The 23,310-nt window shown below is 62.5% G+C and carries 17 protein-coding genes and 1 riboswitch; of the genes, 7 read left to right on the top strand and 10 right to left on the bottom strand.

Annotated features, from left to right (window positions below; translation table 11 throughout):
- Positions 1-113 precede the first annotated feature (113 nt).
- Positions 114-1,772 (bottom strand): DUF3300 domain-containing protein, encoded by a 1,659-nt coding sequence (locus D6Z24_RS08640; RefSeq protein WP_129126189.1) that lies wholly within the window; start codon positions 1,770-1,772, stop codon positions 114-116.
- A gap of 87 nt (positions 1,773-1,859) precedes the next feature.
- Positions 1,860-4,256: a hybrid sensor histidine kinase/response regulator gene (locus tag D6Z24_RS08635; RefSeq protein WP_129126188.1), complete on the bottom strand. Its 2,397-nt coding sequence runs from the start codon at positions 4,254-4,256 to the stop codon at positions 1,860-1,862.
- Positions 4,257-4,552: 296 nt separating this feature from the next.
- On the opposite strand from D6Z24_RS08635, the gene D6Z24_RS08630 reads away from it, so the two are divergent.
- Genes D6Z24_RS08630 through D6Z24_RS08620 form a run of 3 tightly spaced genes read left to right on the top strand, consistent with a single transcriptional unit; the run spans position 4,553 to position 7,157 of the window.
- Entirely contained in the window at positions 4,553-5,563 is a 1,011-nt protein-coding gene (locus D6Z24_RS08630; protein ID WP_129126187.1) for an energy-coupling factor ABC transporter permease, read from the top strand.
- Positions 5,564-5,598: 35 nt separating this feature from the next.
- Complete coding sequence (gene cbiQ / locus D6Z24_RS08625) at positions 5,599-6,411, top strand: cobalt ECF transporter T component CbiQ (RefSeq protein WP_129126186.1); 813 nt, start codon at positions 5,599-5,601, stop codon at positions 6,409-6,411.
- On the top strand, positions 6,408-7,157 hold the full coding sequence (locus tag D6Z24_RS08620) for an energy-coupling factor ABC transporter ATP-binding protein (RefSeq protein WP_129126185.1): 750 nt from the start codon (positions 6,408-6,410) through the stop codon (positions 7,155-7,157). The genes cbiQ and D6Z24_RS08620 overlap by 4 nt, the downstream gene beginning before the upstream one ends.
- A gap of 66 nt (positions 7,158-7,223) precedes the next feature.
- On the opposite strand, the gene D6Z24_RS08615 is transcribed toward D6Z24_RS08620, so the two are convergent.
- A complete protein-coding gene (locus D6Z24_RS08615) occupies positions 7,224-7,424 on the bottom strand; it encodes a cold-shock protein (protein WP_129126184.1) in 201 nt (66 codons plus the stop codon).
- Positions 7,425-7,892: 468 nt separating this feature from the next.
- On the opposite strand from D6Z24_RS08615, the gene D6Z24_RS08610 reads away from it, so the two are divergent.
- Positions 7,893-9,248: a J domain-containing protein gene (locus D6Z24_RS08610; protein WP_129126183.1), complete on the top strand. Its 1,356-nt coding sequence runs from the start codon at positions 7,893-7,895 to the stop codon at positions 9,246-9,248.
- A 236-nt stretch (positions 9,249-9,484) separates the two neighbouring features.
- Here D6Z24_RS08610 and D6Z24_RS08605 read toward each other — a convergent pair whose 3' ends face one another.
- The gene (locus D6Z24_RS08605; protein ID WP_129126182.1) at positions 9,485-10,621 is read right to left on the bottom strand and encodes a trans-sulfuration enzyme family protein; all 1,137 of its coding nucleotides are present in this window, start codon (positions 10,619-10,621) and stop codon (positions 9,485-9,487) included.
- An 11-nt stretch (positions 10,622-10,632) separates the two neighbouring features.
- Positions 10,633-11,766, bottom strand: coding sequence for a trans-sulfuration enzyme family protein (locus D6Z24_RS08600; protein ID WP_129126181.1), 1,134 nt, complete (start codon positions 11,764-11,766; stop codon positions 10,633-10,635).
- Between the two features lie 68 nt (positions 11,767-11,834).
- Positions 11,835-11,941, bottom strand: a riboswitch (SAM riboswitch).
- A gap of 454 nt (positions 11,942-12,395) precedes the next feature.
- On the opposite strand from D6Z24_RS08600, the gene D6Z24_RS08595 reads away from it, so the two are divergent.
- On the top strand, positions 12,396-12,911 hold the full coding sequence (locus D6Z24_RS08595) for a MucR family transcriptional regulator (protein ID WP_129126180.1): 516 nt from the start codon (positions 12,396-12,398) through the stop codon (positions 12,909-12,911).
- 82 nt (positions 12,912-12,993) lie between these two features.
- On the opposite strand, the gene D6Z24_RS08590 is transcribed toward D6Z24_RS08595, so the two are convergent.
- The 5 genes from D6Z24_RS08590 to D6Z24_RS08570 all read right to left on the bottom strand — a co-directional run bounded on the left by D6Z24_RS08590 (position 12,994) and on the right by D6Z24_RS08570 (position 19,886).
- Positions 12,994-14,550, bottom strand: a complete 1,557-nt coding sequence (locus D6Z24_RS08590) for a DHA2 family efflux MFS transporter permease subunit (RefSeq protein WP_129126179.1) — start codon at positions 14,548-14,550, stop codon at positions 12,994-12,996.
- Positions 14,551-14,569: 19 nt separating this feature from the next.
- On the bottom strand, positions 14,570-15,646 hold the full coding sequence (locus D6Z24_RS08585) for an HlyD family secretion protein (RefSeq protein WP_129126178.1): 1,077 nt from the start codon (positions 15,644-15,646) through the stop codon (positions 14,570-14,572).
- Between the two features lie 63 nt (positions 15,647-15,709).
- Positions 15,710-16,975 carry a TolC family protein gene (locus tag D6Z24_RS08580; RefSeq protein ID WP_129126177.1) on the bottom strand — a complete coding sequence of 422 codons (1,266 nt, stop codon included), beginning with the start codon at positions 16,973-16,975 and terminating at the stop codon, positions 15,710-15,712.
- Positions 16,976-16,988: 13 nt separating this feature from the next.
- Positions 16,989-17,423, bottom strand: a complete 435-nt coding sequence (locus D6Z24_RS08575; RefSeq protein WP_129126176.1) for a MarR family winged helix-turn-helix transcriptional regulator — start codon at positions 17,421-17,423, stop codon at positions 16,989-16,991.
- A gap of 321 nt (positions 17,424-17,744) precedes the next feature.
- Positions 17,745-19,886, bottom strand: a complete 2,142-nt coding sequence (locus D6Z24_RS08570; protein ID WP_129126175.1) for a lytic transglycosylase domain-containing protein — start codon at positions 19,884-19,886, stop codon at positions 17,745-17,747.
- A 280-nt stretch (positions 19,887-20,166) separates the two neighbouring features.
- Here D6Z24_RS08570 and rnr point away from each other — a divergent pair, with 280 nt between their 5' ends.
- Both rnr and tatC read left to right on the top strand, forming a co-directional pair.
- Positions 20,167-22,380, top strand: a complete 2,214-nt coding sequence (rnr, locus tag D6Z24_RS08565; RefSeq protein ID WP_129126174.1) for a ribonuclease R — start codon at positions 20,167-20,169, stop codon at positions 22,378-22,380.
- A gap of 81 nt (positions 22,381-22,461) precedes the next feature.
- Positions 22,462-23,307, top strand: a complete 846-nt coding sequence (gene tatC / locus D6Z24_RS08560) for a twin-arginine translocase subunit TatC (protein ID WP_129126173.1) — start codon at positions 22,462-22,464, stop codon at positions 23,305-23,307.
- The last annotated feature ends 3 nt before the right edge of the window (positions 23,308-23,310 follow it).

Genomic DNA, 23,310 nt, shown 5'->3' with positions numbered 1-23,310 from the left:
AGAGAAGGGGCGCACCGCATGGTGCACCCCTTTTTCATTTGCCTTCATCTGCTTTATTGCCTTCATCGCTTCCTGACGGTGTTTTGCAACTGCTTCTTCGCTGTTCTGTCGCGTCAGCGATCATCCCTTTGTTCCCTTTGCCGGACGGGAGCTTCTTCGCGGCCGCGTCCATGGGATGGCTCGGCCTCACGCGCGGGGGGCTCCGCGCGTTTTGGTGCCGGTTCCACGCTTTGCGGCTGCGGCGGTTTGACGACGGGCGCGGGGCGCGTTGCTGCCGGATGGGGCGCTACAGGACGCGCCTGGGGCGCGGGGACAACGGCCGGTTCTTTTACCGCAGGCTCGGCAGCGGGGGGATGCCTTACTCCGCGTGGCGCGGTACCGCGCTCGGCCGGTTTTGCCGGCGTAGGCGCGGTGACTGCCGGCGGCGCGGGTGTCTGCGGTGCTGCCGCAGGAGCCTGAGGTGTCACCGCGGGTGCTTGCGGTTGCGGCTTGACGGCAGGACGCGGCCCCCTGCGCCTTTGTTCTCCCTTGCCTCGCTCAAGACCACGCTCGCCGGTGGTGGCGGATGGCTGCGGCTTCCCGGTGGGGGGCGTTGCGGACGACGATGACGGCTTGCCGGGAGCGGCAGGTTGCACGCGGGTCGGCTGGCCTTGCTGCGGAACCGCCTGTCCTTTCGGCGCCTGAGGGGCGCGCGGCGGCGTGGCCGCAGGCTCGCGCTGTTTCGTCGCCGGCGGGGAGACCCCGGGTTTCGTTGCGGGTGCTGTTGGTGTCGTCACGCCCGGGCGTAACGGCTCTCTGCCGGTCCAGGGTTCGTTGCGTCTTTCGCTTCTCGGGCGCGGCGCTTGTACGCCGCCGGGACGAGGCACCGCAGGTCTTGGCTGACGTGCCACGCCCGGCGGCAGCGGCGGCAGCCTTCTCTCGTCACGATGCCTTCTGGTCTCAACGCGGAGCTGCTCGCGGTACATGCGCGTGTCACGCTGGATCACCCGCTCGTTCACGCTGATTACGGCGGCCCTGCGGTTGATGTAGATGTCGCGCCGGTCGCGCACGTAGGGGCGTGAGCGCCGGACCCACCCGGAACCGCGCCAGCCGTGGTAGTACACGCGATGCCTGCGCCAGTCGCAGTCCCGGTTGAGCCACGGGCCGAGGGTGAAGGCGACGCTGAAGGAGATGGCCGGGGTGGCGGGATAGAAACGCTCAACGTAGACCACGTAAGGGTCGTAGACCGGGACGTAGACGTACTGCGGTCTTGCCGGGACGATCCTCAGCATGTCACCGTCGAAGAACACCTCCTGCTGGCGGGTCGAGTAGAGGTTCCCCTGGTCGTACGCCCACCGCCGCAGCCTCTGTATGGAATCCATCACGTCCTGGGGCTGCTCTATGTAGGCCTGCCCTAGCGAAGCGGTCCACTGGTATTCCCGGTCCATCATGTAGAGGATCTGAGGGTAGTGGGCGACGGCACGCACGCTTATGTCCCAGGGCTGGTAGTCGATGTCCGGCGTGTTGCCGTAGAACCTCAAGTAGCGGGCAGCGTCGTGGATCTGGTCCACGAAGGTCGCGGCAGGCAGGATCTGGGCGATGAGCGGGTCCGCGTAGAGTGCGATGGGGGCGAGCAGGTCGTCAAGTTCTTCCGGGTAGAGGAGATCCTCCTCGTACTGGTATTGATCGGAAGCGGTATAGTACCCGGGTTCTGTTTGAGCTCTGAGCGGGGTGACTGCGAAGGAAAGGGAAAACAGCAGGGCCAGCATCAACGGTATATAGGATCTCTTCATGGCTTCTCCCGGTGGGATCTACTGTCAAGGTTTACCGTCCCAGTCTATCAAAGTCGCGCGACGATGGCAAAGCCGGGGCGGGACTGGTCAGCAGCCGGACTGCATGGCCATGATCTTCTCGTGCAGCCCTTCCATGTTGAAGGGCTTCTGTATGTAATGCAGCTCTTTCTCAGGATGGATGCCGCGCCTTGCGATCATCTCATCGGAGTAGCCGGTCATGAAAAGTACCTTGGTCTCCGGACGCAGGGTCGCTATGCCACGGGCCATATCGAAGCCGTTCATCTCCGGCATGATCACGTCGGAAAGCACCATGTCGATCCTTTTGCTTGTGTCGCCGCAGATGGCGAGGGCGAGATGGGGACTGGCTGCCTGGATCACCTGGTAGCCGATCTTCTCCAGCATCTGCGTCGCCATGAGGCGCAGCATGTCGTCGTCCTCGACGACGAGTACGGTGCCCGATCCGGATATTGCTGCCGGCTTGCTCTCCTGCCGGACCACGGCGTCGCCGGTTAGTTTCGGAAGGTAGATCTTGAAGCAGGTGCCCCGTCCCGGCTCGCTTTCCACGTCGATGAAGCCGCCGTTTTGGGTGACGATGCCGTAGACCGTGGCAAGGCCGAGGCCGGTGCCGCGTCCCACCTCTTTGGTGGTGAAAAAGGGCTCGAAGATGCGCCGCACCACTTCGCGCTCCATCCCGGTGCCAGTGTCGATGACGCTCAGGCACGCATAGGGGCCGGGCTTCGCATCGAGGCGGAAGTCGCAGAACTCGCTGTCGACGGCGACGTTACCGGTCGCAACGGTAAGTGTGCCTCCTTCGGGCATGGCGTCGCGGGCGTTTACCGCCAGGTTCATGAGGATCTGGTCCACCTGGGATGGGTCGATGCGTACCGGCCAGAGGGCGTCGTCCGGGACGAAATCGAAGCGGATCTCCTCACCGATCAGACGGCTGAGCGTTTTCTTCATCTCCAGGCAGTGATCGTTCAGGTTCACCCTTCTCGGGGAGATGATTTCCTTACGGGAGAAAGCGAGGAGCTTGCGCACCATGTCGCGGGAGCGTTCCCCGGCCTTGATGACCTCATCGAGGTACAGGGAGATGGGGGACGCACCGGCCGCTTCGAGCTGGCAGAGCTGGGCGTAACCGAGCATGACGCTCAGCATGTTGTTGAAGTCGTGGGCCACCCCGCCGGCCAACTGGCCGATCGACTCCATTTTCTGCGAGTGCCTCAACTGCGCCTCTACCTTCCTGTGCTCGGTGATGTCGATGCCGAAGCAGAGGGTGCCGACGATGGTCCCTTTTTCCACGATGGCGCTGTTGCGCCACGAAACGGTGCGCATCGCCCCTGCTTTGGTCACGATTTGCCCCTCGCAGGCGCAGCCTCCGGTGCCGGCCTCCGCCTCCTGCGGCATGAAGCACATCTTGTGGAAGGCCTCGGCACCCATCACGGTTTCGAACCAGCTCCTTCCAAGGAGCTCCTCCTGCCGATAACCGGTCATCTCCTCGCCGGTACGGTTGATGAGGGTTACCTCCCCTTTCAGGTTGAGCCCCAGGATCATCACGCAGGCTGCCTGGATCAGGTTCTCGGTGTACTCCTTCGCGGCGGTGAGCGCTTCCACCGCCTGCCTGCGCTCGGTGATGTTTTCGATGGAGAGCACGGTGCAGGCGATGTGCCCCTCCTGGTAGACCGGCGTGGCGCCGCAGGCGATCGATACGGTGCCGCCGTCTTTGTTGAGAAATTCGGCTTCGAACTTGACTATCTCGGCGGTGCCGGACGTGACGAGATGCAGCTGTCGCCGCACCATGTCGATGCAGTAGGGGCAGACGAATCCGCCGATGTCGCGCCCGATCAATTCGGAAGCCTGGAATCCGGAGAGCTCGGTACAGCGTGCGTTGGCCATGTCCACGGTACCGTCCAGGTTGAGGACGATGAGCGCGTTGGCGCTGCTTTCCATGACTTTTTTCAGGAAGGTGTAGGAGTCCTGCAGTTGACGGTTGGCCTGGTTGATGACGCGGAAGGGGAGCAGCACGAAGACGATGAGAGAGACGCCGAATCCTGCGACAGCTACCAAGGCGGCCCTTTTGATGATGGGGCGCAGCGACCTGCTGATCTCGACGCTCCCGATGACCTTGTCGCCGTAGAGTATGGGGCGGGTGCGCAGGATCATCGGTGCTGCGAGCTGCTTCCCGCTGGCGGCCAGTTCCCTTCCCCCGTCGTCCAGGATGCGGTGCCTTTCCGCAGTGGTGGGGGTGCCGTGACTGGAGAGGATGGCGTCCAGTCGGTGCGCTTCGTCATGCCAGGAGTCCGGGCGGATATTGCCAAGCGAGGTGATGATGCGGGCGTTGATCTCGGTCTCGGTCTCGAGGCTGCCCAGCGCATGCTGGTAGCTGACCGCGAAGTAGCCAAGCGGGAAGAAGAGGGTTACGAGAAGGGCGAGGACGACCGTGCAGTTTATGGTGAAATGGCGTGTCTGCTTCTCGGAACCGGTCATCGGGAGCGCTCCTTGCGCATCAACCAGGTGCGGGACTTCGTTGTCCGGTGCCGCAGCCGTGACGCCAGTGGCACCTCGGCGCGCAGATTAGCATTGTATTATCAAAAAGAGAAGCGAATTGTAGGAAAACCTGTCATCGAGTGGGGTGGTAAACGTATACGCAACCGTCCCCCCGGCGGCCGCGCTCCAAGGGGGATATGCGTTGACAGGGTAGGGGGCATCCTGTATAAAAACCGTGTCACTATATTGAAATTCGTGCTACGCGGTGTCGACCGGGAAGCACGTGGAGGAAACGGATGCATATGGCGGACGCTCTGCTATCCCCGTCGGTCGGGGGGGCCATGTGGGCCGTTTCCGCAGGCGCCATCGCCTGGGGATCTGCGCGCCTTGGTCGCGAGAGCGACGATCGCATCGCGCCGCTTATGGGGGTGCTCGGCGGCTTTCTCTTCGCCGCCCAGATGATCAATTTCTCCATCCCCGGCACCGGCTCGAGCGGGCATCTTACCGGGGGGCTGCTCCTCGCCATCCTCTTGGGCCCGAGTCCCGCCTTTTTAACGGTGGCGTCGGTGCTCGTCGTGCAAGCGCTCTTCTTCGCCGACGGCGGTCTTTTGGCCCTCGGGTGCAATATCTTCAACCTCGGCGTGATCCCCGCCTTCATCGTTTACCCGCTTTTGTACCGCAGGCTGATCGGCCCGGCGCCGGGGCCCCGACGTGAGGCGGCGGTGACGCTTTTCGCCGCGCTTTGCGCCATGCAACTGGGCGCTCTCTGTGTGGTGCTGGAGACGACGCTCTCCGGGGTGTCCGAGCTGTCGCTTGTCAAATTCCTTGCGCTCATGCTCCCCATCCACTTAGCCATCGGCGCCGTCGAGGGGGCGGTGACCCTTGCCGTGGTATCTTTCCTGCGCAAGGCCCGTCCGGAACTCCTCGCCCGTCGGGCCCACGCGGAGGCGGCACCTTCGCTCAAGCCGTTTCTCGCCGCCGCCCTTGTCTGCGCCCTGCTGGTCGCAGGCGGGATCTCCCGTTTCGCCTCCGATAAACCTGACGGGCTTGAATGGTCCGTCGCCGGTGCGGCAGGTAACGCTGAGCCGGTTGCTCTGCACGGCGTGGCCGCTTACCTGCACGCGCTGCAGGGAAAGCTCGCGTGGTTCGCCGAGTACCGCATGCCTGCAGGGGAAGGGGTGGCCGCGCAACAGGCGGGCCCGGGCGTCGCCGGTGTGCTCGGCACGCTCATCACCCTGATCATCGTGGTCGCGGTGGCGGCGCTTCTGCGCCGGATGAAAAGGGGAGGGGCCGCTCCCGAGGCGTAGGTGCGCTCGGCTGTGGTTTCGGCGAGGGAAAGGGCATGGCATCGGTACATGGGGCACTGCTTGATTTGAAGCGGCTGGATCGGCTTGCGGGGGGAGACACCGTGCTGCACCGCCTGGATCCCCGCGCCAAGGTGCTCGCCACCCTCATCTTCATCCTCTGCGTCGTCTCCTTCGGGAGGTACGAACTCTCCGCGCTGGTTCCCTTCCTTTTCTACCCCGCCGTGCTCATCGCCGTCGGGCGCTTGCCTGCCGGGTACCTCGCCTCGAGGGTCCTGCTCGTTTTCCCCTTCGTCGTCGCGGTCGGCATCTTCAACCCGTTTCTCGACCGGGAGGTGCTCTTCCGTCTAGGCGGCATCGGTGTGACCGGCGGCTGGGTATCCTTCGCCTCCATCATGCTTAGGACCGCGCTCACCGTGGCCGCCGCACTTACCCTGACCGCGCTCACCGGCTTCGTCCCCATCTGCCGCGCCCTCGTCGGGCTCGGCATGCCCAAGGTGTTCGCCATGCAGCTCCTCTTTCTCTATCGCTACCTCTTCGTGCTGGCCGACGAGGGGGGACGCGCGGCGCGGGCAAGGGAGATGCGCTCCTTCGGCGGCAAGGGGAGGGGGCTTGCGAGCTACGCTCCCCTGCTCGGGCATCTCCTCCTGCGCACCTGGCAGCGCGCCGAACGTACCCACATGGCGATGCTGGCCCGCGGTTACAACGGCATGCTTCCCGCGGCCGAGTCCAGGCGTCCCGGACTTTCTGATCTCCTTTTCGTCCTTTTCTGGGGCGCCCTTCTCATCACCCTTAGGCTTTGCAACCTCCCCCGTCTCCTCGGGGCGCTGGTAACGGGAACCCTGACATGAGCCACCACATCATCGAGATCGAACACCTGCGCCACGTTTACCCGGACGGCACCGAGGCGCTGCACGACGTAACCTTCAGCGTCACCCACGGCGAGTCCGTGGCCGTCATCGGCGCGAACGGGGCGGGAAAATCGACGCTCCTCGCCCATCTGAACGGGCACCTGCTTTCCGAGTCCGGAGAGGTGCGCATAGGGCACGTACCGGTCAGCCGCGCCACTCTTGATCAGGTGCGTCGCACGGTAGGGATGGTGTTCCAGGACCCCGATGACCAGCTCTTCATGCCCACGGTCCGAGAGGACGTCGCCTTCGGCCCGATGAACCTGGGGATCGCCGGCGAGGAGCTGAAGCGATGCGTAGGCGACGCGCTGCGCCGAGTCGACGCCGAGCATCTCGCCGGGAAGGCGCCGTACCACCTCTCCGCCGGCGAGAAGCGGCGGGTGGCCATTGCGACGGTGCTTTCCATGTCGCCGAACGTGCTGGTGATGGATGAGCCAACCAACGGCCTGGACCCTTACGCCCGCAGGCAGCTGATCGGACTCTTGAAGGATTTCCGGCACAGCAAGATCATCACGAGCCACGATCTCGACATGGTGCTCGAGGTGTGCGAGCGGACCATCGTCCTGTCCGGTGGGGCTGTGCGCGCGGACGGTCCCACGCTGGAGATATTCAGGGATGAGCGACTTTTGAGGGAGTGCCGCCTTGAGAAGCCGCTTTCAATGCAGGGATGCCCGGTCTGCGGCGCTTAGCGGGAAACGAAAAAAGCCCCGGATCGCTCCGGGGCTTTTGATAAAGTTCTACGCTATATGTCGGGCTTAGACCCTGCTGACGTTGGCCGCCTGAAGACCTTTCGGTCCCTTGACGATCTCGAAGGTCACGCTGTCACCCTCGGTCAGGGATTTGAAGCCGTCGCTGTTGATGGCGGAGAAGTGAACGAAGACGTCCTCGCCGTTCTCCTGCTCAAGAAAACCAAACCCTTTGCTGTCATTGAACCATTTTACAGTGCCGTTTACCATTTACTTACTTCTCCCTAGTACTTCCATTTTGTTATAACCTGCGGGAATTCGCTGGTGCGCAACCATACCAGTCTGCATATTCCGTGTCAATCTTTTTTTAAATTCGGTTTAAAGTCTCCTGCTTAGTATACAGGATATGCCCGGACTGGCCGCGGCTTTGTCGTGCCGTCGGCTATGTCAGGGTAGTGACGACGCTTCGCGCACTTATGCCGGTGTTGCGCTACGACTGTGTCTTGTCACGGTGCCGTTTACTGTCACCGCATGAGGATGCCAAGATCTTCCGCATCGACGCGGATGACTCTCTTTTCTGCGCCGCCAGTCGGTGCTGGTGCCAATGACAGTTGTTCACTTCGCTCAGACAATTTCCCTTTCATCTGATAAAATCCCTTTGTATCAGAGTTCCCGGTCGTGTTAAGGTGCTATGATAAAGATCCGTTTTTAAAACAATCCTGAACTGTGTGACAATCCATGACCGCCCGTTACCAACAGAGATCCCCTGAGGAAATAGAACTCGAGCAGAGGCGCGCCGAGCTCGCTTCGCTGCGCGCACGCCATGCCGAGGCGAACGCCGTGCTGCACCAGTTGCGCCAGGAGATCGCGGGGTTCGAGCGGAACTATCAGGAGACACTGGGCAAACGGATGGCTGAGCTGGAACGGATCGAAGCCGAGATCGACCGGTTCACCGGAACCGGCAGCGCTGCGGAGGATGACTTCTGCGAGGGGACCGCTTCGGCGCAGGACGATCAGGATGACTATCTGGACGGCCGCACCTATCAAAGCGGCAAGGCCTTCCGGGGCGGCGACGGGCACGGAAGCCGCGGTCGGGTATGGAAGGCGGATGAACAGGATATCAAGGCCCTGTACCGCGAGGTCGCCAAGGCGATTCATCCCGATCTTGCCGGCGACGGTCCCAATTCGGTGCGGCACGAACTGATGCTGAAGGCGAACCGCGCCTACGCCGAGGAGGATCATCGCACCCTGAGGGAGATCCTCAGAAACTGGCGGCGGCACTTCCCCGAGCAGGCCGAGCAGAGCGACATCAGGGCGGAACTCGCACGGGTGAAACGGCAGATCGCGGTCGAGGTGGAGGCGATCCGCGAGGTGAACGAGCAGATCGAGGAACTCCGTGAGAGTTACGTGCACCGCTTCAAGCTGCGTTTGGACGAGAGCATGGCGGCTGGGAGCGATCTCTTCGCGGAGATGGTGGCCGCGGCCGAGATCAACATCGCCCGTGCGCTGAGGCGCTTGGCCGCGCTCAAGGGGGAAAAGGCGCGCAGTGCCGTGCGCGGCGCGACGAGGCAGGCGCGCATCGTCTCCTTCCCGGCCGATGCCGCGTGCGGCGACCTTTACCTGCGTGATCTGCGTTCCGCTAACTTCAGCGACTGGAAAAAGAGCGGGCCGGCCATCGGTCCGGTGCGGGTCTATCTCGATCAGGCTTTGCGACTGGACGTGAAGGGCGGGGTAGGGGAGAAGCTTAAGCTTTTGCAGGGGCTGAACCCGGAGGATCTGCAGGCGCTCTTTCTGTACGACGCGCTGGACGCCGATCTTGATCACATCGTGCATCTGACCGGTCTGGAGGAACTCTACCTCTGCGGGACCGCCCTGACCGATGCCGCGCTTCTCGGGATTTCGACCCTTACGGCACTGAAGAGGATCTACCTGTACCAGACCGGCATCTCCGACCGCGGCCTCGTCTACCTGCAGGGGATGCAGGGGCTGCAGGGGCTTACCAGCAGCGGCAACAGCATCACCGACGAGGGGCTGGCCGGGTTCCAGAGGGCCTTCCCCGGGGTGAAGACGGTGAGTTTCAAGTGGAAGCGCTGAGGTAACAGGCGCGGTCAAATCTTTTAAAATAGAAAGCCCGGGAGAGGATTCTCCTGGGCTTTCTTGCGTTGGGACGTGGTGCTTGATTGATGCTGGGACTACGGCGGCTAAATCCCCCCTGTCCCCCCTTCGCAAAGGGGGGGACGCCGGGGCTCCTGCAGCGCTTGTGGTGAGCATCATTACGGAATTACAGGGCCGAAGAGCCGATGGTTATTCACCGGTGGGCATCGCACGTTTTAGATGTCCAGGAAGCGCGCCATGTCGGCGATCAGGTCGTCGGGGTCCTCGAGACCTACGGAGAGACGCACCAGTGTGTCCTTGATGCCGCGCGCTTCCCGCTCGGCCGGCGGCATTGCGGCGTGGGACATCTTCGCGGGGTAGGAGAGGATGCTCTCCACGCCGCCCAGGCTGACCGCAAAGGCGGCGAGCTCCACCCCCTCGAGCAGGCGCGTGGTGAGCGCGAAGTCGGCAAGCTCGAAGGAAAGCACGGCGCCCGGGCCGCTCGACTGGCGCTTGTGCACCTCGTAGCCCGGATGCTCGGGGAGCCCGGGGTAGTACACCCGCTCCACCTGCTTCTGTTCTTTCAGCCACAGCGCTATTTTTTGCGCACTTGCCTGGTGTTCCTCCATGCGTACCTTGAGGGTTTTCAGGCCGCGCAGCACGAGCCAGCAGTCCTGTGGACCAAGCACCGCGCCGAAGGCGTTCTGGATGAAGCGGAGCCTTTTGCCGAGCTCGGGATCGCGGGCGACGGCGAAACCGCAGATCACGTCGGAGTGCCCGTTCAGGAACTTGGTGCCGCTGTGCAGCACGATGTCGCAGCCAAGCTCGAGCGGGCGCTGCAGGTACGGGGTCATGAAGGTGTTGTCCACGATGGTCAGGATGCCGTGCTCCGCCGCCAGCGCAACCGCCGCGGAAAGGTCGGTGATCTTGATGAGCGGGTTCGACGGGGTCTCCAGGTAGAGCGCGCGGGTCTCCGGGCGGATCGCCGCGGCAAGGGCCGCCGTGTCGGTGGCGTCCACGAAGGTGGCCTCGAGTCCCCACCCCTTGAAAAGGGTCGACAGGAGCCTGAAAGTCCCGCCGTAGACATCCTCGCACACGACGAGGTGGTCCCCCGGGGCGAAGAGGAGGATGGTGGATGCGATGGCCGCCATTCCCGAGGCGAAGGCGAGCCCGGTGGCACCCTTCTCGAGTCCTGCGACCGCCTCCTCCAGCGCCTCCCTGGTCGGGTTGCCGGATCGCGCGTAGTCGTAGCGGCCGAAATGATCCATCGACTGCTGGGCGAAGGTGGAGGTGTGGTAGATGGGGTGGCTCACCGAGCCGTGCTGGGGATCGATGGGGTCGCCGCCGTGGATCAGTTCGGTTGCGAATTTCATGCGTTTTCTCCTTATTCGAATGCCTGCGCCAGGTCGGCGATCAGGTCGTCCTTGTCTTCTATGCCTACCGAGAGCCGCAGCAGCAGGTCGTTGATGCCTAAGCGCTGCAGCGTTTCCGGCTCGATATCCGCGTGGGTCTGCACCTTGGGGAAGGTGATCAGGCTCTCGACCCCGCCGAGGCTTTCCGCGAAGGAGATGAGCCGGGTCTTCATAAGGAGCTGCTCGACCAGTTCGGGACGGGTCACCTCGAAGGCGATCATCGCACCGAAGCCGGTGCACTGGCGCTGCATGAGGTGGTGGCCGGGATGCTCCGGAAGGCCGGGGTAGTAGACCCGCCCGACGCCGGGGTGATCCTTCAGCCACGAGGCGAGAGCGAGCGCGTTTTCCTGCTGGCGCTCCATCCGGATGGTGAGGGTCTTGATGCCGCGTATGGTGAGCCAGGAATCCTGGGGCCCGAGCACGGCGCCGGCGCCGTTTTGGTGGAAGTACACCTTTTCTGCGAGGGCGGCGTCCTTCACGGCAACAAGGCCGCATACCGTGTCGTTGTGGCCCGAGAGGTACTTGCTGCCCGAGTAGACGGTGATGTCGGCGCCGAGGTCGAGACAACGGACGAGGTACGGCGTGAGGAAGGTGTTGTCGACGATGCAGAGCATCCCCTTTTCCTTGCAGAGTGAAGCGAGTGCCGCCACGTCGGCCACCTTGAGAAGCGGGTTGGTGAGCGATTCGACGAAAAGGGCACGCGTGTTGGGGCGGATCGCCTGCCTGACCAGCTCGACGTCGCTTGTGTCGACGTAGCTGAAGCTGAGGCCGAACTGCTGGAACAGTTTTTCGAAGAGCCGGTAGCTCCCGCCGTAGAGGTCCTCGGTGACCACAAGGTGATCGCCGCGCTCGAAAAGGAACATGAGGCTCGTGATCGCCGCCATGCCGGAGGCGTAGGCAAAACCGCGGCTGGCCCCTTCCAGGCGCGCCATTCCCTCTTCGAGTGCCTGCCGGGTCGGGTTTCCCGAGCGGCTGTAGTCGTAGCCGGTGCTCTGGCCAAGCCCCGGATGGCGGAAGGTCGCCGTCTGGTAAATGGGAACCGTTACCGCGCCGGTTCTCGTCTCGCGCTCCAGGCCGATTTGTGCTGCAGTTGTCGCGATGTTCATGTTTGCCTCCAAAGCAAAAAGTCCCCTTCCGGGGGGGGGAGGGGACTTTCTTCGTATCGGTCCGCACTTCCTTATCTTCCGGAACCTTTCGTTCCGCAGGATTTGGCACCTTCCCCCCTGAGGGGAGGTTGCCGCGACGTCATAGGGCCAGTCCCTCGATCGCTCTGGATAAGTCATGCTATTCGGTTGTAAGGGTGAATCCTTGAATACTTGCGAAGATACTAATACAAGAGTGGTGCGGTTCTGTCAACGCAAAAAGTCGACTTCTTGACTAAAGTAAAAGTTATTTGCGGCCAATGTTTTCCTCGCACGTAACTGGGATGGCGGCGCGTGTCCCCTGCGAAGTCATAGCGTGACCGGAGTGATGTCTTGCGGCGGCTTCCCGTGCTGTTTCATGAGCATCTTGCCGATGCACGCCAGTCTTTGCCCAGCAATGATTTGAGTTTGCGAATTCCTCTTTGGTCACAGCACTGGCAGATATAACAAAAACCGCTGTCATTGGGGATCAAGTGCTGCTTCAGACTCATAGCTAAAGACGTTCTGTAATATAATTGAAAATACCAATTTGACAATGCAAAGAAACCTGCCACTATATTGCCAGCAAGTAATGATCAATGGAGGGAAAATAAATGGCCACTTTGGTAGAGATCGCGGCACAGATCGTAGCTTCGCATGCGTCGAGTACTCCCATGACCTCGGATCAGCTTATATTCGAAATCAGCAAAGTGCACAACGCGCTCAAAAACCTTGAAGCGGGTGAACCTGTCGAGGGATTAGAGGAAGCGAAGCCTTCCGTTTCTGTGAAGGATGCATTCAAGAAGGGCGAAGTCGTTTGCATGCTGTGTGGCAAGGGCGGTTTCAAGACGCTGGCGCGGCATCTAAACACCGCCCACGGCATGAAACCGGGCGAGTACAAGAAGCAGTTCGGCATCCCGGGCAAGCAGCCGCTCGCCGCCAAGAATTATTCCGAGGCGCGCCGCAAGATGGCCCTCGATCGCGGTCTTGCCGACAACCTCGCCAAGGCCCGCGGTGTGCGCATGGCCAACATCGAGGCGAAGAAAGCCGCCCCGGTGAAGGCAAAGGCCGCCAAGGCACTCAAGGCCCCCAAAGCCCCGAAGGAGTCGGTCAAGGCGAAGACCGCCTGAGGCTCTTTCGAAGGTTCATGTGAAAAACGGCCGCCCCGTTACGGGTGGCCGTTTTTTTGTGCCTGAATCATGCGTCTTGCGGCTAGTGCACCGCACCCGGCGGCAGGTGTTTCACGGGTTTCTTTAGAAGCAGCAGGAGCGGGATGATCACCACGAAGGCGATGCCGACGATGAAGAAGATCCTGTTGTAGGAGAGCATGTAGGCCTGCCGCGAGATCTTGCCGTAGATGATGGCGAGTGCGCTCTGCTCGGCGGCGACCGGGCCCAGGCCGCGCCCCATCATGGCCTGTTTTAATACCGCGATCTGGGACTGCGCGAGCGGGTTGTACGGGGTTACGTGGGCCACGAGGCTCGTCTGGTAGAACTGGCCGTAACGGGCAAGGAGCGTGGCGGCGATGGCGATCCCGACGCTGCCGCCTATGTTGCGCAACAGGCTGAAGATGCCGGTTGCGTTTCCCATCTCCTCCTTCGAGATCGTCGCGAGGGTGACCGTGGTGAGGGGAACGAAGATCATGGCAAGTCCGACGCCCAGCACGACGCGCGGCCACACGAAGTCGCGGTAGGCGGCCTCCAGCGTGAAACCCTGCATCATGTGCATCGAGTAGGCGGCGATGATGAGACCGACGAAGACGACCTTCCTGCCGTCGTAGCGCTGGATGATCGCGCCGACGAACGGCATGCAGATGAGCGTCGCAACGCCACCCGGGGCGAGCACCATGCCGGCCATGGTCGCGTTATACCCCATGAGGGTCTGCAGGAACATGGGGATGAGCATGATGGAGCTGTAAAGGCAGAAACCCACCGCGAACATGATCAGGTTCCCCGCCGAGAAAGAGACGTTCTTGAACAGGCGCAGGTTGACGACCGGGTGCGGGTGGTTGAGTTCCACGTAGAGCAGCGCGCTGAGCGCGACTGCGGTGATGATCGAACAGGCGACGATGAAGCCGGAGTTGAACCAGTCGTCCTGCTGTCCCTTGTCGAGTACGATCTGCAGGGCGCCGAGCCCCACCGTCAGGAGCATCAGTCCCCAGTAGTCGATCGATGTTCGGGCCCGCTTGATGTAGCTCGGGTCGTAGATGAAGAAGGTCGCCATCACCACGGCCACTATGCCGATCGGGATGTTGATGTAGAAGATCCAGCGCCAGTTCATGTTGTCGGTGATCCAGCCACCAAGGGCCGGGCCGATGATCGGGCCGAACATCGCCCCGACGCCGAAGATGGCCATCGCCATACCTTGCTGGTACGGTGGGAACGTCTCCATCATGATCGCCTGGCTCATCGGGATGAGCGCGCCGCCGGCGGCCCCCTGCAGCACCCGGAAGAAGATGAGGAGCCCGAGGTTCGGTGCCGCGCCGCACATGAGCGAGGCGAGGGTGAAGAGCGTGATGCAGGTGATCAGGAAGCGCTTGCGGCCGAAGATCCCCGCAAGCCAGCCGGTCATGGGGAGGACGACGGCGTTACTCACGAGATACGAGGTGAGCACCCAGGTGACCTCGTCGGTGCCGGCGTTCAGGCTCCCCTGCATGTGCGGCAGCGCCACGTTGGCGACCGAGGTGTCGACGATCTCCATGATCGCCGGCAGCATCACCGTGATGGTGATCAGCCACTTGTTGATGTTCTTTTCTTCAGCGCTGTTCATGGTACCGCCAATAGTAGTGCTAGTGCCCGAAACCGACGACCTGCCCGAAGCTCTGCCCGGTCAGGATGGTCGGCACAACGCTCATGCCGACGCGCAGGAGGTGCTCGGGGTCGCTCGTCTTGTCGATGGCGATGCGGACCGGGATCCTCTGGGTGACCTTAACGTAGTTGCCGGTGGCGTTTTCCGGCGGGAGCAGGGAAAACGCGGCACCGGTGCCCGCCATGATGCTTTCCACCTTGCCGCTGAAGTGACGGCCGGGGTAGCCGTCGACGGTGAACTCGACGGCCTGCCCGGGGCGCACGGCGTTCAGCTGGCTTTCCTTGTAGTTCGCGGTGATCCAGGCGTCCTCGAGCGGTACGATCGCCATGAGCGCCTGTCCGGGCTGGACGAAGTTGCCGACCTCGACCCCTTTGCGGGTCACGTACCCGTCGCTCGGCGCGACGATGCGGGTGTAGGAGAGGTTCAGCCGTGCCGCCTCGAGTTCGCCCTGCTTCTGCGCCACGCGCGCGTCCTTCGAGCCGGTGCCGGAAACGCCGATCATCGCCTTGGCCCGGTTCTCCGCTTCGCGCGCCTCCCTTACCTGCGCCTCCGCCACCTTGTGCGCGGTGCGCGTGCGGTCAAGCTGCTCCCTGGGTATCACTTCCTTCGCGTACAGCGCCTCGGCGCGCTTGAGGTCGAGGCTTGCCTGCTCCAGGCGGGCGGCGGCGAGGTTCACGTTGGCGCGTGCGCTCTCCACACTTGCGTAATCGCCGGAGGTCTCGTTCTTGGCCATCTCGAGGGACGCCGCGGCGCTCGTCACCCGCGCCTGGTAGTCCGCCGGGTCGAGTTCCACCAGCAGATCCCCTTTGTGCACGAACTGGTTGTCGACTACGGCCACGCGCTGCACCATCGCGGGGACCCGGCTCGCCACGGAATGGACGTGCGCCTCGATGAAGGCGTTGTCGGTCTCGATATGGGTCTTGCTGCGCACCCACTGGCGCATGCCGAAGAGTGCGCCGACCAGGATGATGATCAGCAGGATGATCCCGCCGCGCTGTTTCTTGCTCAGTCCGCCTTTGGCCTGGGGCTGCTTTTTTTCTATGGTTTCGTCTGCCATGGTATTTGCTCCGGTCGGGCCGGTATCCGGTAAAACGGAAGGCCCTGGATGGTTAGAGATGGATCAAAGCTCGCCGGTTGCCCTCTTCACCCTGGCGGCGGCGACCTGCAGGTCGAAGATGCTGCGGTAGTAATCGGTTCTCGTTCTGGTTAAAAGGGTCTGCGCGTCGATCACCTCGGTTGCCGTTCCCACGTGCTCCTGGTAGCGGTCCTTGGTGATGCGGAGGTTTTCCACCCCCTGGGTGATCGCCTTTTCGGCCACCGAGATCCTGTCCCTGGCCACCAGCATGTCGCTCACCGCGAGCGCGTATTCAAGCCTCGTGCGCTCCTCCATGTCCCTAAGCCTTTCTTCGTCGCGCGATCGTGCCTGTACCGCCTGTCTGACGCGTGCCGAGGAAGCCTGGCCGTCGAAGAGGTTCACCTTGAGACCGACCGTGGCGGCAACGATGGCCTGCTCGCGTACCTTGCTGTTGGAGAGGTAGTCGATGCCGAACTTGGCGAAAAGCTCCGGGTAGTGGATGGTCTTCGCCTCCTTGACCGCGTACTCGTCGGCGCCCACCACGGCCTTGAGCGCGGAGAGCTCGCCCCGCTTGGACATGTCGGGAGCCTCGGAAAGGGAAGGGGTATTGGGGAGTTGCGCGTCGTCTTTGAGTTCCGCGCGGCGCTCGGGTGGGGCACCGGTCAGGTAGTTCAGCAGCAGCCACCCCTTTTGCACCTCGTTCCTCGCGCTCAAGAGGCTCTGGCGGCTGGAAGCCACCCGGACCTCGGCCTGCAAGAGGTCGTTTCTGGTGACGACCCCCTCTTCGAAGAGCGCCTGCGCCGTCCTCTGGTGCGAGAGCATCTGGGAGACCTCGTCCTCGGCCGCGGTGACGAGCTTTCCTGCGGTCAGGATGCCGTAGTAGGCCTGCACCACCTGCATGAAGACGTCCTGCTCGTTTCCGGTGTAGGAGTAGCGGGTGGCTTCGCTTTGCATGCGCGCCATCCCCTCGGCTGCGCCGGTGCGCCCGAAGTCGTACAGGGTCTGGTAAACGCTGAAGTTGGCGAAGGGGTAGCGCGGGTCCTGGGTCTCCTGGGACTGTGAGCCGAACTTGAACGCCTGGGCCTTGGCTTGTGCCACGTAACCCGCCTGCAGATCGACGCGCGGCAGGCGTGTCGAGCGGGCGACGCCGACCTGCTCCCGCGCTATCTCGACGTCGTGCGAGGCGGACTTGAGGCCGCGGCTCGAGGCGACCGCATTGTCGAGGCATTCCTTCAGCGTAAGCGTTTCCGCGTTTGCGGCACTGCAGATGGCGCAGAATAAAAGCGCCAGTAGAACTACAACTTTATGCATGAAAGCTCCGGGATCAGCTGCGTAATTTTTGCAGCAGCGACGTCAGTGTTTCGACTTCGTTCGGTTCCAGTCTCGCGATGAACTCCGCCTGCGCCCTGAGCGCCACGGGCACGAGCTCGGGCTCGAGCGCCTTTCCCTTTTCAGTGAGGCAGATGCGGTAGGCGCGGCGGTCGGCCGGGTCGGGGCGGCGCATCACGAGCCCTTCCTTTTCCAACCGGTCGATGAGCCCCCCCATCGTGGTCCTGTCGATCTGGCTTTTCGCGGAAAGAAGCGACTGGCTGATACCGTCCTCCTGCCACAGAAAGCCAAGCAGCCCGAACTGCTGCGGGGTCAGTTCATACTGGTCGAACTGTTCCTTGAAGATGAGGCAGGCGCGCTGGTAGGCCTTAGCCAGCAGGAAGCCTACCGTCTGTTCTATGTCCATGGTGGGTGTCTGTCGTGTTTCCATAGCTCCTCCCGACGAAGGGCAACGAACTGATTTCACGGGCGAAAAGCTGCGCCGGCAAAGGAGAGCATTATGCACATAATCAGTATGCTGTCAATCGGCAAAATGAGCCTTTGATAGCGGGGTTTTACAGGATGTAAAAGGGGGGCTTTTGTGGTGATTAGGTCGTTGCCACTGCGGGGCCGGCTGGAAGTAAAATACCCCCCGTCCCCCCTTCGAAAAGGGGGGGAGCGCGTTGTCACTTACGATCTTCGCGGACCCGCTTGCCGCCGGGCCAGGAATTCTTCGATTGTTTTCGCTAGATGAGCGGGAGGGAGATTTTATTTATTGCGGGGACGTTGCGGGCTGCACGGGCACGTCTTGAGCGACCTTGCTTTCCTCGACCGCCTGCTGCGGGATTACCGGTTTCGGTGCACCAGGCTCCTGGTAGGGGGGGAGGCGGTACAGCCGCTGGTACATCTGCATGCTGGTCACCACCTTTTTGACGTACTCGCGGGTCTCCCTGAAGGGGATGCTCTCGACGAACTCGTCCTGCGGCAGGTCGCCGTACGCTTTCTGCCAACGCTTCACGTTCCCGGAGCCCGCGTTGTAGGCCGCGACCGTGAAAGTGAGGTTCTTGTCGTACAGCTGCAGCAGGTCCTTCAGGTGGCGTGCGCCGAGCTTGATGTTGAGGGAGGGGGTGGTCAAACGGTTCGAGTCCCCCTTGGAGATCGACTCGGCGGTGGCGGGCATGATCTGCATGAGACCGACCGCGCCAACCGGCGAAAGTGCGGCGGGGAAATAGTTGCTCTCGGTGCGCATCACGGCGTAGACGAGGCTTTCGGGGACCGCGACCGCGGCGGCATGTTTTGCCACCTCTTCGCGGAAGGCGAGCGGGAAGGTGGCGCCGAGCACGGTGGCGTTGTCACCGCGCTTGGGCTTTTCGTTCCCTAGTGCGTGATAGGCACCGTTGTAGTTCCCCATCTCGAGGTACAGACGTGCGATACCCGCGGGGTTCTTCCCTTTCTTGGAAAGCGAGAGTTCACGCGCCGCCTCCTCGAAAAGGCCGAGCGCGATGAGCGCCTTCTCCCGCTCGAAGCCCGAAGGCATCGGCAGGACGTCTGCCAGGTTCTGGGGAGGCTGGGGGAGCGAGGCGGCGTTCTGGCTCTGGTTGCTGATCAGCGTGTAGTATCCGAGCGGGTATTCGGCAGCCAGCGCGGTGAACATCACCTGTGCGCTCTTTTCATCGCCGCTTCGGGCAAGGGTCCTGCCGAGCCAGTAAAGCGCCTTGTCGCGCAGGTCGTCGCGCTCGGCAAGTTTCCTGAACTGTGCCGCTGCATCGGCGTAGTCGCGGGACTGGTAGCTGCACCAGGCGGCTTCCCAGAGGACGTTGACGTTCTTCTGGTTCGGCGCCGCGCCAAGGTACTGCTTGAACAACGAAGCCGCTTCACCCCATTTTCTCTGGAAGCGTTTCAGGTAGGCGGCCTCGAGCATCGCTTCCTGGGCCACCGTTCCACGCTTCGCGTCCTGGGAGAGTTTTTGATAGAGCTGGAACGCCTCTTCTCCCTTGCCTTCCTTGTCGAGGGTGCGGGCAAACCACAGGTCGGCCTCGCCGTATCCGGAAAGGGCCGCGAAGGTGCTCTGCGCCTGCTGGTAGCGCCTCGCCTTGTAAAGCGCTTGTCCCTTTTTGAAATTCACCTTGCGGATGAAGTCGTCGTTTTCACCGTTCAGCGGGATCGCGGCAAACGCCTCGGCGGCCTTTAGATGGCGCCCGAGATCGGAAAGGGTGCAGGCGCGCTTGTAGAGTTCCGCGCTGCTGTAAGGCTCCGCCTTGATGCCGGTTGCCGCGAGATTCTGCAGTTCGGCGGCTGCCTTGTCGGCATAGGGGGACGCGGGGTAGCTGAGGTAGATGGTGCGTAAAACGGTAACGGCGGTCGCCGTGTCCCCGATTTTTTCGCGGGAGAGGGCGGAACCGTAAAGGGCGGAGATGGAATCGCTGCCGGATGGGTAGCGCTCGACGAAGGTGGCGTAGCTTTGCTGTGCTTCCTTCGGGTAGCCGGCCGCGGCGAGCGAATCGGCGTAGAGGATGAGCGCCTGGCGCGAAAGCCTGCTCGCCGGGAAGTCTTTTAGGAGCTTGTAAAGCGGCGGGAGTGCCTGGGCGTGGCGTTGCAGCTTGGAAAGGGCGAGCCCCTGGTAGTAGAGGGCGTAGTCGGCTAAGAGCGGATACCCTTCCGCAGCGGCTGGTAGCTGTGCCGCGGCCTCTTCCCACTGCTCCATTTTGGCGGCGGCGATGCCCGTCATGAAGGAGCGGATGGCCGGGTCGTTTATGGCAAGGGCCGCGTCGCGGGCGGCGCGGTAGTCCTTGACCTGCATGCGCTTGGCGGCGGTGGTGAGAGCCTCGTCGGCCGGTTTGCTGAGGTTTGCTGCGGAGGCGGGAAGGGTGGCGCAAAGCAATAGTGCTGCTGCTGCGATGGTACGGCAAAACATGGAGACTCCCTTACGTTGCAAAACTAACCCGTAGTTGTACCGAAGCGCGGCGCAAAAGGCAATTGTTAATGCAATGGACAATGGACGATTGACGATTGACGACGAACACCTTCCTACCGCCATATGCTCCCATTCCGATCGGTCGAGCCGCCGTTTTTGGCCTCAGGTGGTCAACCGTCAAAATCGTCAATTGCCTTTCCATCGCCTTCCTTGACTTTCCTTCGCCCCTTCTGCATTATCCACCATGTTGAATTTACTGTTTTTCCCGGAGGTTTGTATTATGCGCAAAGGCAAGGACGCGATCTTGAGACTGCTGGGCAAGGGGGAGCCGGTGCCGTACCGGCAGATGCTTAAGGCCCTCAACGTCTCGCGGCACGAACGTCAGCACCTGGACGACCAGCTGGACTACCTGGTCGAAACGGGGGAGATCGCTAAGCTGCCTGGGCGTATCTACACCATGGCGGGCGCAGGCGGCACGGTGCGCGGCAGGCTCTCCACCCATCGCGACGGCTACGGTTTCGTGATGCCCGAGGACGGCGGCGAGGATCTCTTCGTCCCGGCCCGCTATCTCACCGAATACATGAACGGGGACATCGTGGAGGCGCAGGTGGTATCCACGCGCCGCGACGGGAAAAGGGAAGGGCGTGTCACCGGCATCGTGAAGCGAGGTGTCACCGAGATCGTCGGCCGTTTCGAGGCGGCCGGAAAGGGCGGGCGCGTCATCCCGGACGACCCGAAGCTCGGCCGCGACCTCTTCGTGTCCCCCGGGCCCTCCGGCGGTGCGGCCAAGGCGCGTACCGGACAGATCGTGCTCGCCCAGATCACCTCGTATCCTTCGGGAGTGCGCCCGCTGGAGGGGCGCATCGTCGAGGTGCTCGGCGAGCCGGACGACCCCGAAGTCGAAGTCCTCTCCGTCATCAAGAAGTACGAGCTCCCGCATGTCTTCGACGCGAAGGTGATGGCGGAGGCCGAGCGCGAGCCGCAGGAGGTGAGCGAGGAGGCGCGGCAGGGACGGGTCGATCTGCGTGAGAGGCTCATCGTGACCATCGATGGCGAGACGGCGCGCGACTTCGACGACGCGGTCTCCGTCGCGCGCGAGGGTGACAATATCCGCCTCTGGGTCTCCATCGCCGACGTCGCGCACTACGTCACCGAAGGGTCGCGCCTGGACACCGAGGCGTACCTGCGCGGGACCTCGGTCTACTTCCCGGACCGCTGCATACCGATGCTCCCGGAAGAGCTCTCCAACGGGATCTGCTCGCTGAACCCCCAGGTGGACCGCCTTACCATGACCGCCGAGATGCTCTTCGACGCGACCGGCGCCCGTGTGGACCAGAGGTTCTACGCCAGCGTCATCAAGAGTTCCGCCCGTCTTACCTATACGACGGTGAAGAAGGTCCTCGTGGACCGCGACGAGGAGTCCATCGCCGCGAACCGGCACCTGGTCGAGGATCTCAAGGTGATGGAGGACCTGGCGCTCAGGCTGAACCGCGTGCGTGCGGGGAGGGGGAGCATCGATTTCGACCTCCCGGAACCCCAGATCATACTCGACACGCAGGGGGAAACCACGGCGATCGTGCGTGCCGAGAGAAACCTCGCGCACCGCATCATCGAGGAGTTCATGCTCGCCGCGAACGAGGCGGTGTCCCATTTTCTCGAAACGACGCCGGTCCCTTCGCTCTACCGCATCCACGAGAACCCCGACCCGGTCAAGCTCCAGGACCTGTCAGAGTTCGTCTTCGGCTTCGGCTACATCCTTAAAGTGGTGGACGAGAAGGTGAGCCCTACCGCGCTGCAAAAGCTACTGGAAGAGGTGGCGGGAAAGCCGGAGGAACGGCTCATCAACGAGGTGCTTTTACGCTGCATGAAGCAGGCGCGCTACAGCGCCGAGAACCTCGGTCACTTCGGCCTCGCCGCAGCGAGCTACACCCACTTCACCTCGCCGATTCGCCGCTATCCCGATCTCGTGGTGCACCGCATCCTGAAGCGCGTGCTCGCCGGCAAGATGAATAAGGCGGACAAGGACCGGCTCGAGGCGCGGCTCCCCGAGACCGCGCTGCACACGAGCAAGCGCGAGCGGGTTGCCATGGAGGCGGAACGCGAGATGGTGGATCTGAAAAAGATGCAGTTCATGCGCGACAAGATCGGCGAGGAGTACGACGGGTACATCACCGGGGTCGCCCCCTTCGGGTTCTTCGTGGAGCTCGTCGATCTCTTCGTGGAGGGGATGGTGCCGGTCGCCACCCTCCCGCAGGACTACTACGTGCACCTGGAGAAGAGCCATGCCCTGGTGGGGGAGCGAAGCCGCGCCATGTACCGCATCGCGGACAAGATCCGGGTGAAGGTTGCGGGTGTCAACGAGCCGGCGCGGCAGGTGGAATTCGCCCTCGTAGGGACCCTGGAGAAGCGTCCCGTCGAGCCGATCGCCGACGTCAGGAGCGCCTACCAGCGCATCCCCATCAAGGGGAAGCGTCCCAAGCCGAAACGGCGCTGAAAGCTGTTGCGCTGAATTTGAGCGCTGTGATATAAAAGCTGTTTGAGCTCTGCACGGCATTAATTAGGAGAAGCGAGGTATATGGAAGAAAAGGTATTGCCGTTCATGGAGCACCTGGTCGAACTCAGGAAACGGCTCATCGTCAGCGTAATTGCCATCGTCATCGGCATGGGGGTCGCCTGGAACTTCTCCACCGACCTTTTGAAGTTCGTGGAGCAGCCGCTCACCGGTCACACCTACCTGACCGACATGAAGAAATCCCTCTACGAGAAGGTCAAACAGCGCTACCCGGAGGCGTACAAGCAGATGAAGCTCGGCGAGGAACATCAGGTCGCCGAGAAGCCGCGCATGCTGAACTACAGCGCGCCGCTCGAGCCGTTCTTCGTGCAGTGCAAGATCTCCATGCTGGCCGGTTTCGTCATCGTGCTGCCGGTGCTCTTTCACCAGTTCTGGCTCTTCGTGGCGCCCGGGCTCACCCGCAAGGAGCGGCGCCTGGTGGTTCCCTTCGTCACCACGGCCACCGTCGCCTTCTGCGTCGGGGCGATGTTCTTCCTGCTCATCATCTGGCCCGTCATCATAAACTTCTCCCTCTCCTACGAGGCGAGCGGGCTGCAGAGCTGGTACAACATCTCGGCCTACATAAATTTCTGTCTGCGCCTGATCCTGATGTTCGGCCTCATCTTCGAACTCCCGATCCTCGCGCTCCTTTTGGCCCGTTTCGGCATCGTCAACTACCGGATGCTCGCCACGCGCAGAAAATACGCGCTACTGGCCAGCGCCATCGTCGCCGCTTTCCATGCCGACCTGGTCACCATGTTCGTCATCATGATCCCGCTCTACCTCATGTACGAGATCAGCATCTGGGTTGCCCTCGTCTTCGGTAAGAAGAAGGCGCCCCAGGTGGAGACCGAGGCGGCGGAAGCCTAAGGA

It is taken from the genome of Geomonas oryzae (assembly GCF_004117875.1).
Taxonomy (GTDB): domain Bacteria; phylum Desulfobacterota; class Desulfuromonadia; order Geobacterales; family Geobacteraceae; genus Geomonas; species Geomonas oryzae.
The sequence above is the reverse complement of the archived record's forward strand: the minus strand, read 5'-3'. Positions and strand labels throughout refer to the sequence as shown.

Coding starts and splice junctions, on each gene's coding strand:
- tatC (WP_129126173.1), top strand. CDS start 22,462: ATGGAAGAAAAGGTATTGCCGTTCATGGAGCACCTGGTCGAACTCAGG.
- D6Z24_RS08590 (WP_129126179.1), bottom strand. CDS start 14,550: ATGAACAGCGCTGAAGAAAAGAACATCAACAAGTGGCTGATCACCATC.
- D6Z24_RS08620 (WP_129126185.1), top strand. CDS start 6,408: ATGAGCCACCACATCATCGAGATCGAACACCTGCGCCACGTTTACCCG.
- D6Z24_RS08580 (WP_129126177.1), bottom strand. CDS start 16,975: ATGCATAAAGTTGTAGTTCTACTGGCGCTTTTATTCTGCGCCATCTGC.
- D6Z24_RS08600 (WP_129126181.1), bottom strand. CDS start 11,766: ATGAACATCGCGACAACTGCAGCACAAATCGGCCTGGAGCGCGAGACG.
- D6Z24_RS08635 (WP_129126188.1), bottom strand. CDS start 4,256: ATGACCGGTTCCGAGAAGCAGACACGCCATTTCACCATAAACTGCACG.
- D6Z24_RS08585 (WP_129126178.1), bottom strand. CDS start 15,646: ATGGCAGACGAAACCATAGAAAAAAAGCAGCCCCAGGCCAAAGGCGGA.
- D6Z24_RS08605 (WP_129126182.1), bottom strand. CDS start 10,621: ATGAAATTCGCAACCGAACTGATCCACGGCGGCGACCCCATCGATCCC.
- rnr (WP_129126174.1), top strand. CDS start 20,167: ATGCGCAAAGGCAAGGACGCGATCTTGAGACTGCTGGGCAAGGGGGAG.
- D6Z24_RS08570 (WP_129126175.1), bottom strand. CDS start 19,886: ATGTTTTGCCGTACCATCGCAGCAGCAGCACTATTGCTTTGCGCCACC.
- D6Z24_RS08640 (WP_129126189.1), bottom strand. CDS start 1,772: ATGAAGAGATCCTATATACCGTTGATGCTGGCCCTGCTGTTTTCCCTT.
- D6Z24_RS08575 (WP_129126176.1), bottom strand. CDS start 17,423: ATGGAAACACGACAGACACCCACCATGGACATAGAACAGACGGTAGGC.
- D6Z24_RS08630 (WP_129126187.1), top strand. CDS start 4,553: ATGCATATGGCGGACGCTCTGCTATCCCCGTCGGTCGGGGGGGCCATG.
- cbiQ (WP_129126186.1), top strand. CDS start 5,599: ATGGCATCGGTACATGGGGCACTGCTTGATTTGAAGCGGCTGGATCGG.
- D6Z24_RS08610 (WP_129126183.1), top strand. CDS start 7,893: ATGACCGCCCGTTACCAACAGAGATCCCCTGAGGAAATAGAACTCGAG.
- D6Z24_RS08595 (WP_129126180.1), top strand. CDS start 12,396: ATGGCCACTTTGGTAGAGATCGCGGCACAGATCGTAGCTTCGCATGCG.
- D6Z24_RS08615 (WP_129126184.1), bottom strand. CDS start 7,424: ATGGTAAACGGCACTGTAAAATGGTTCAATGACAGCAAAGGGTTTGGT.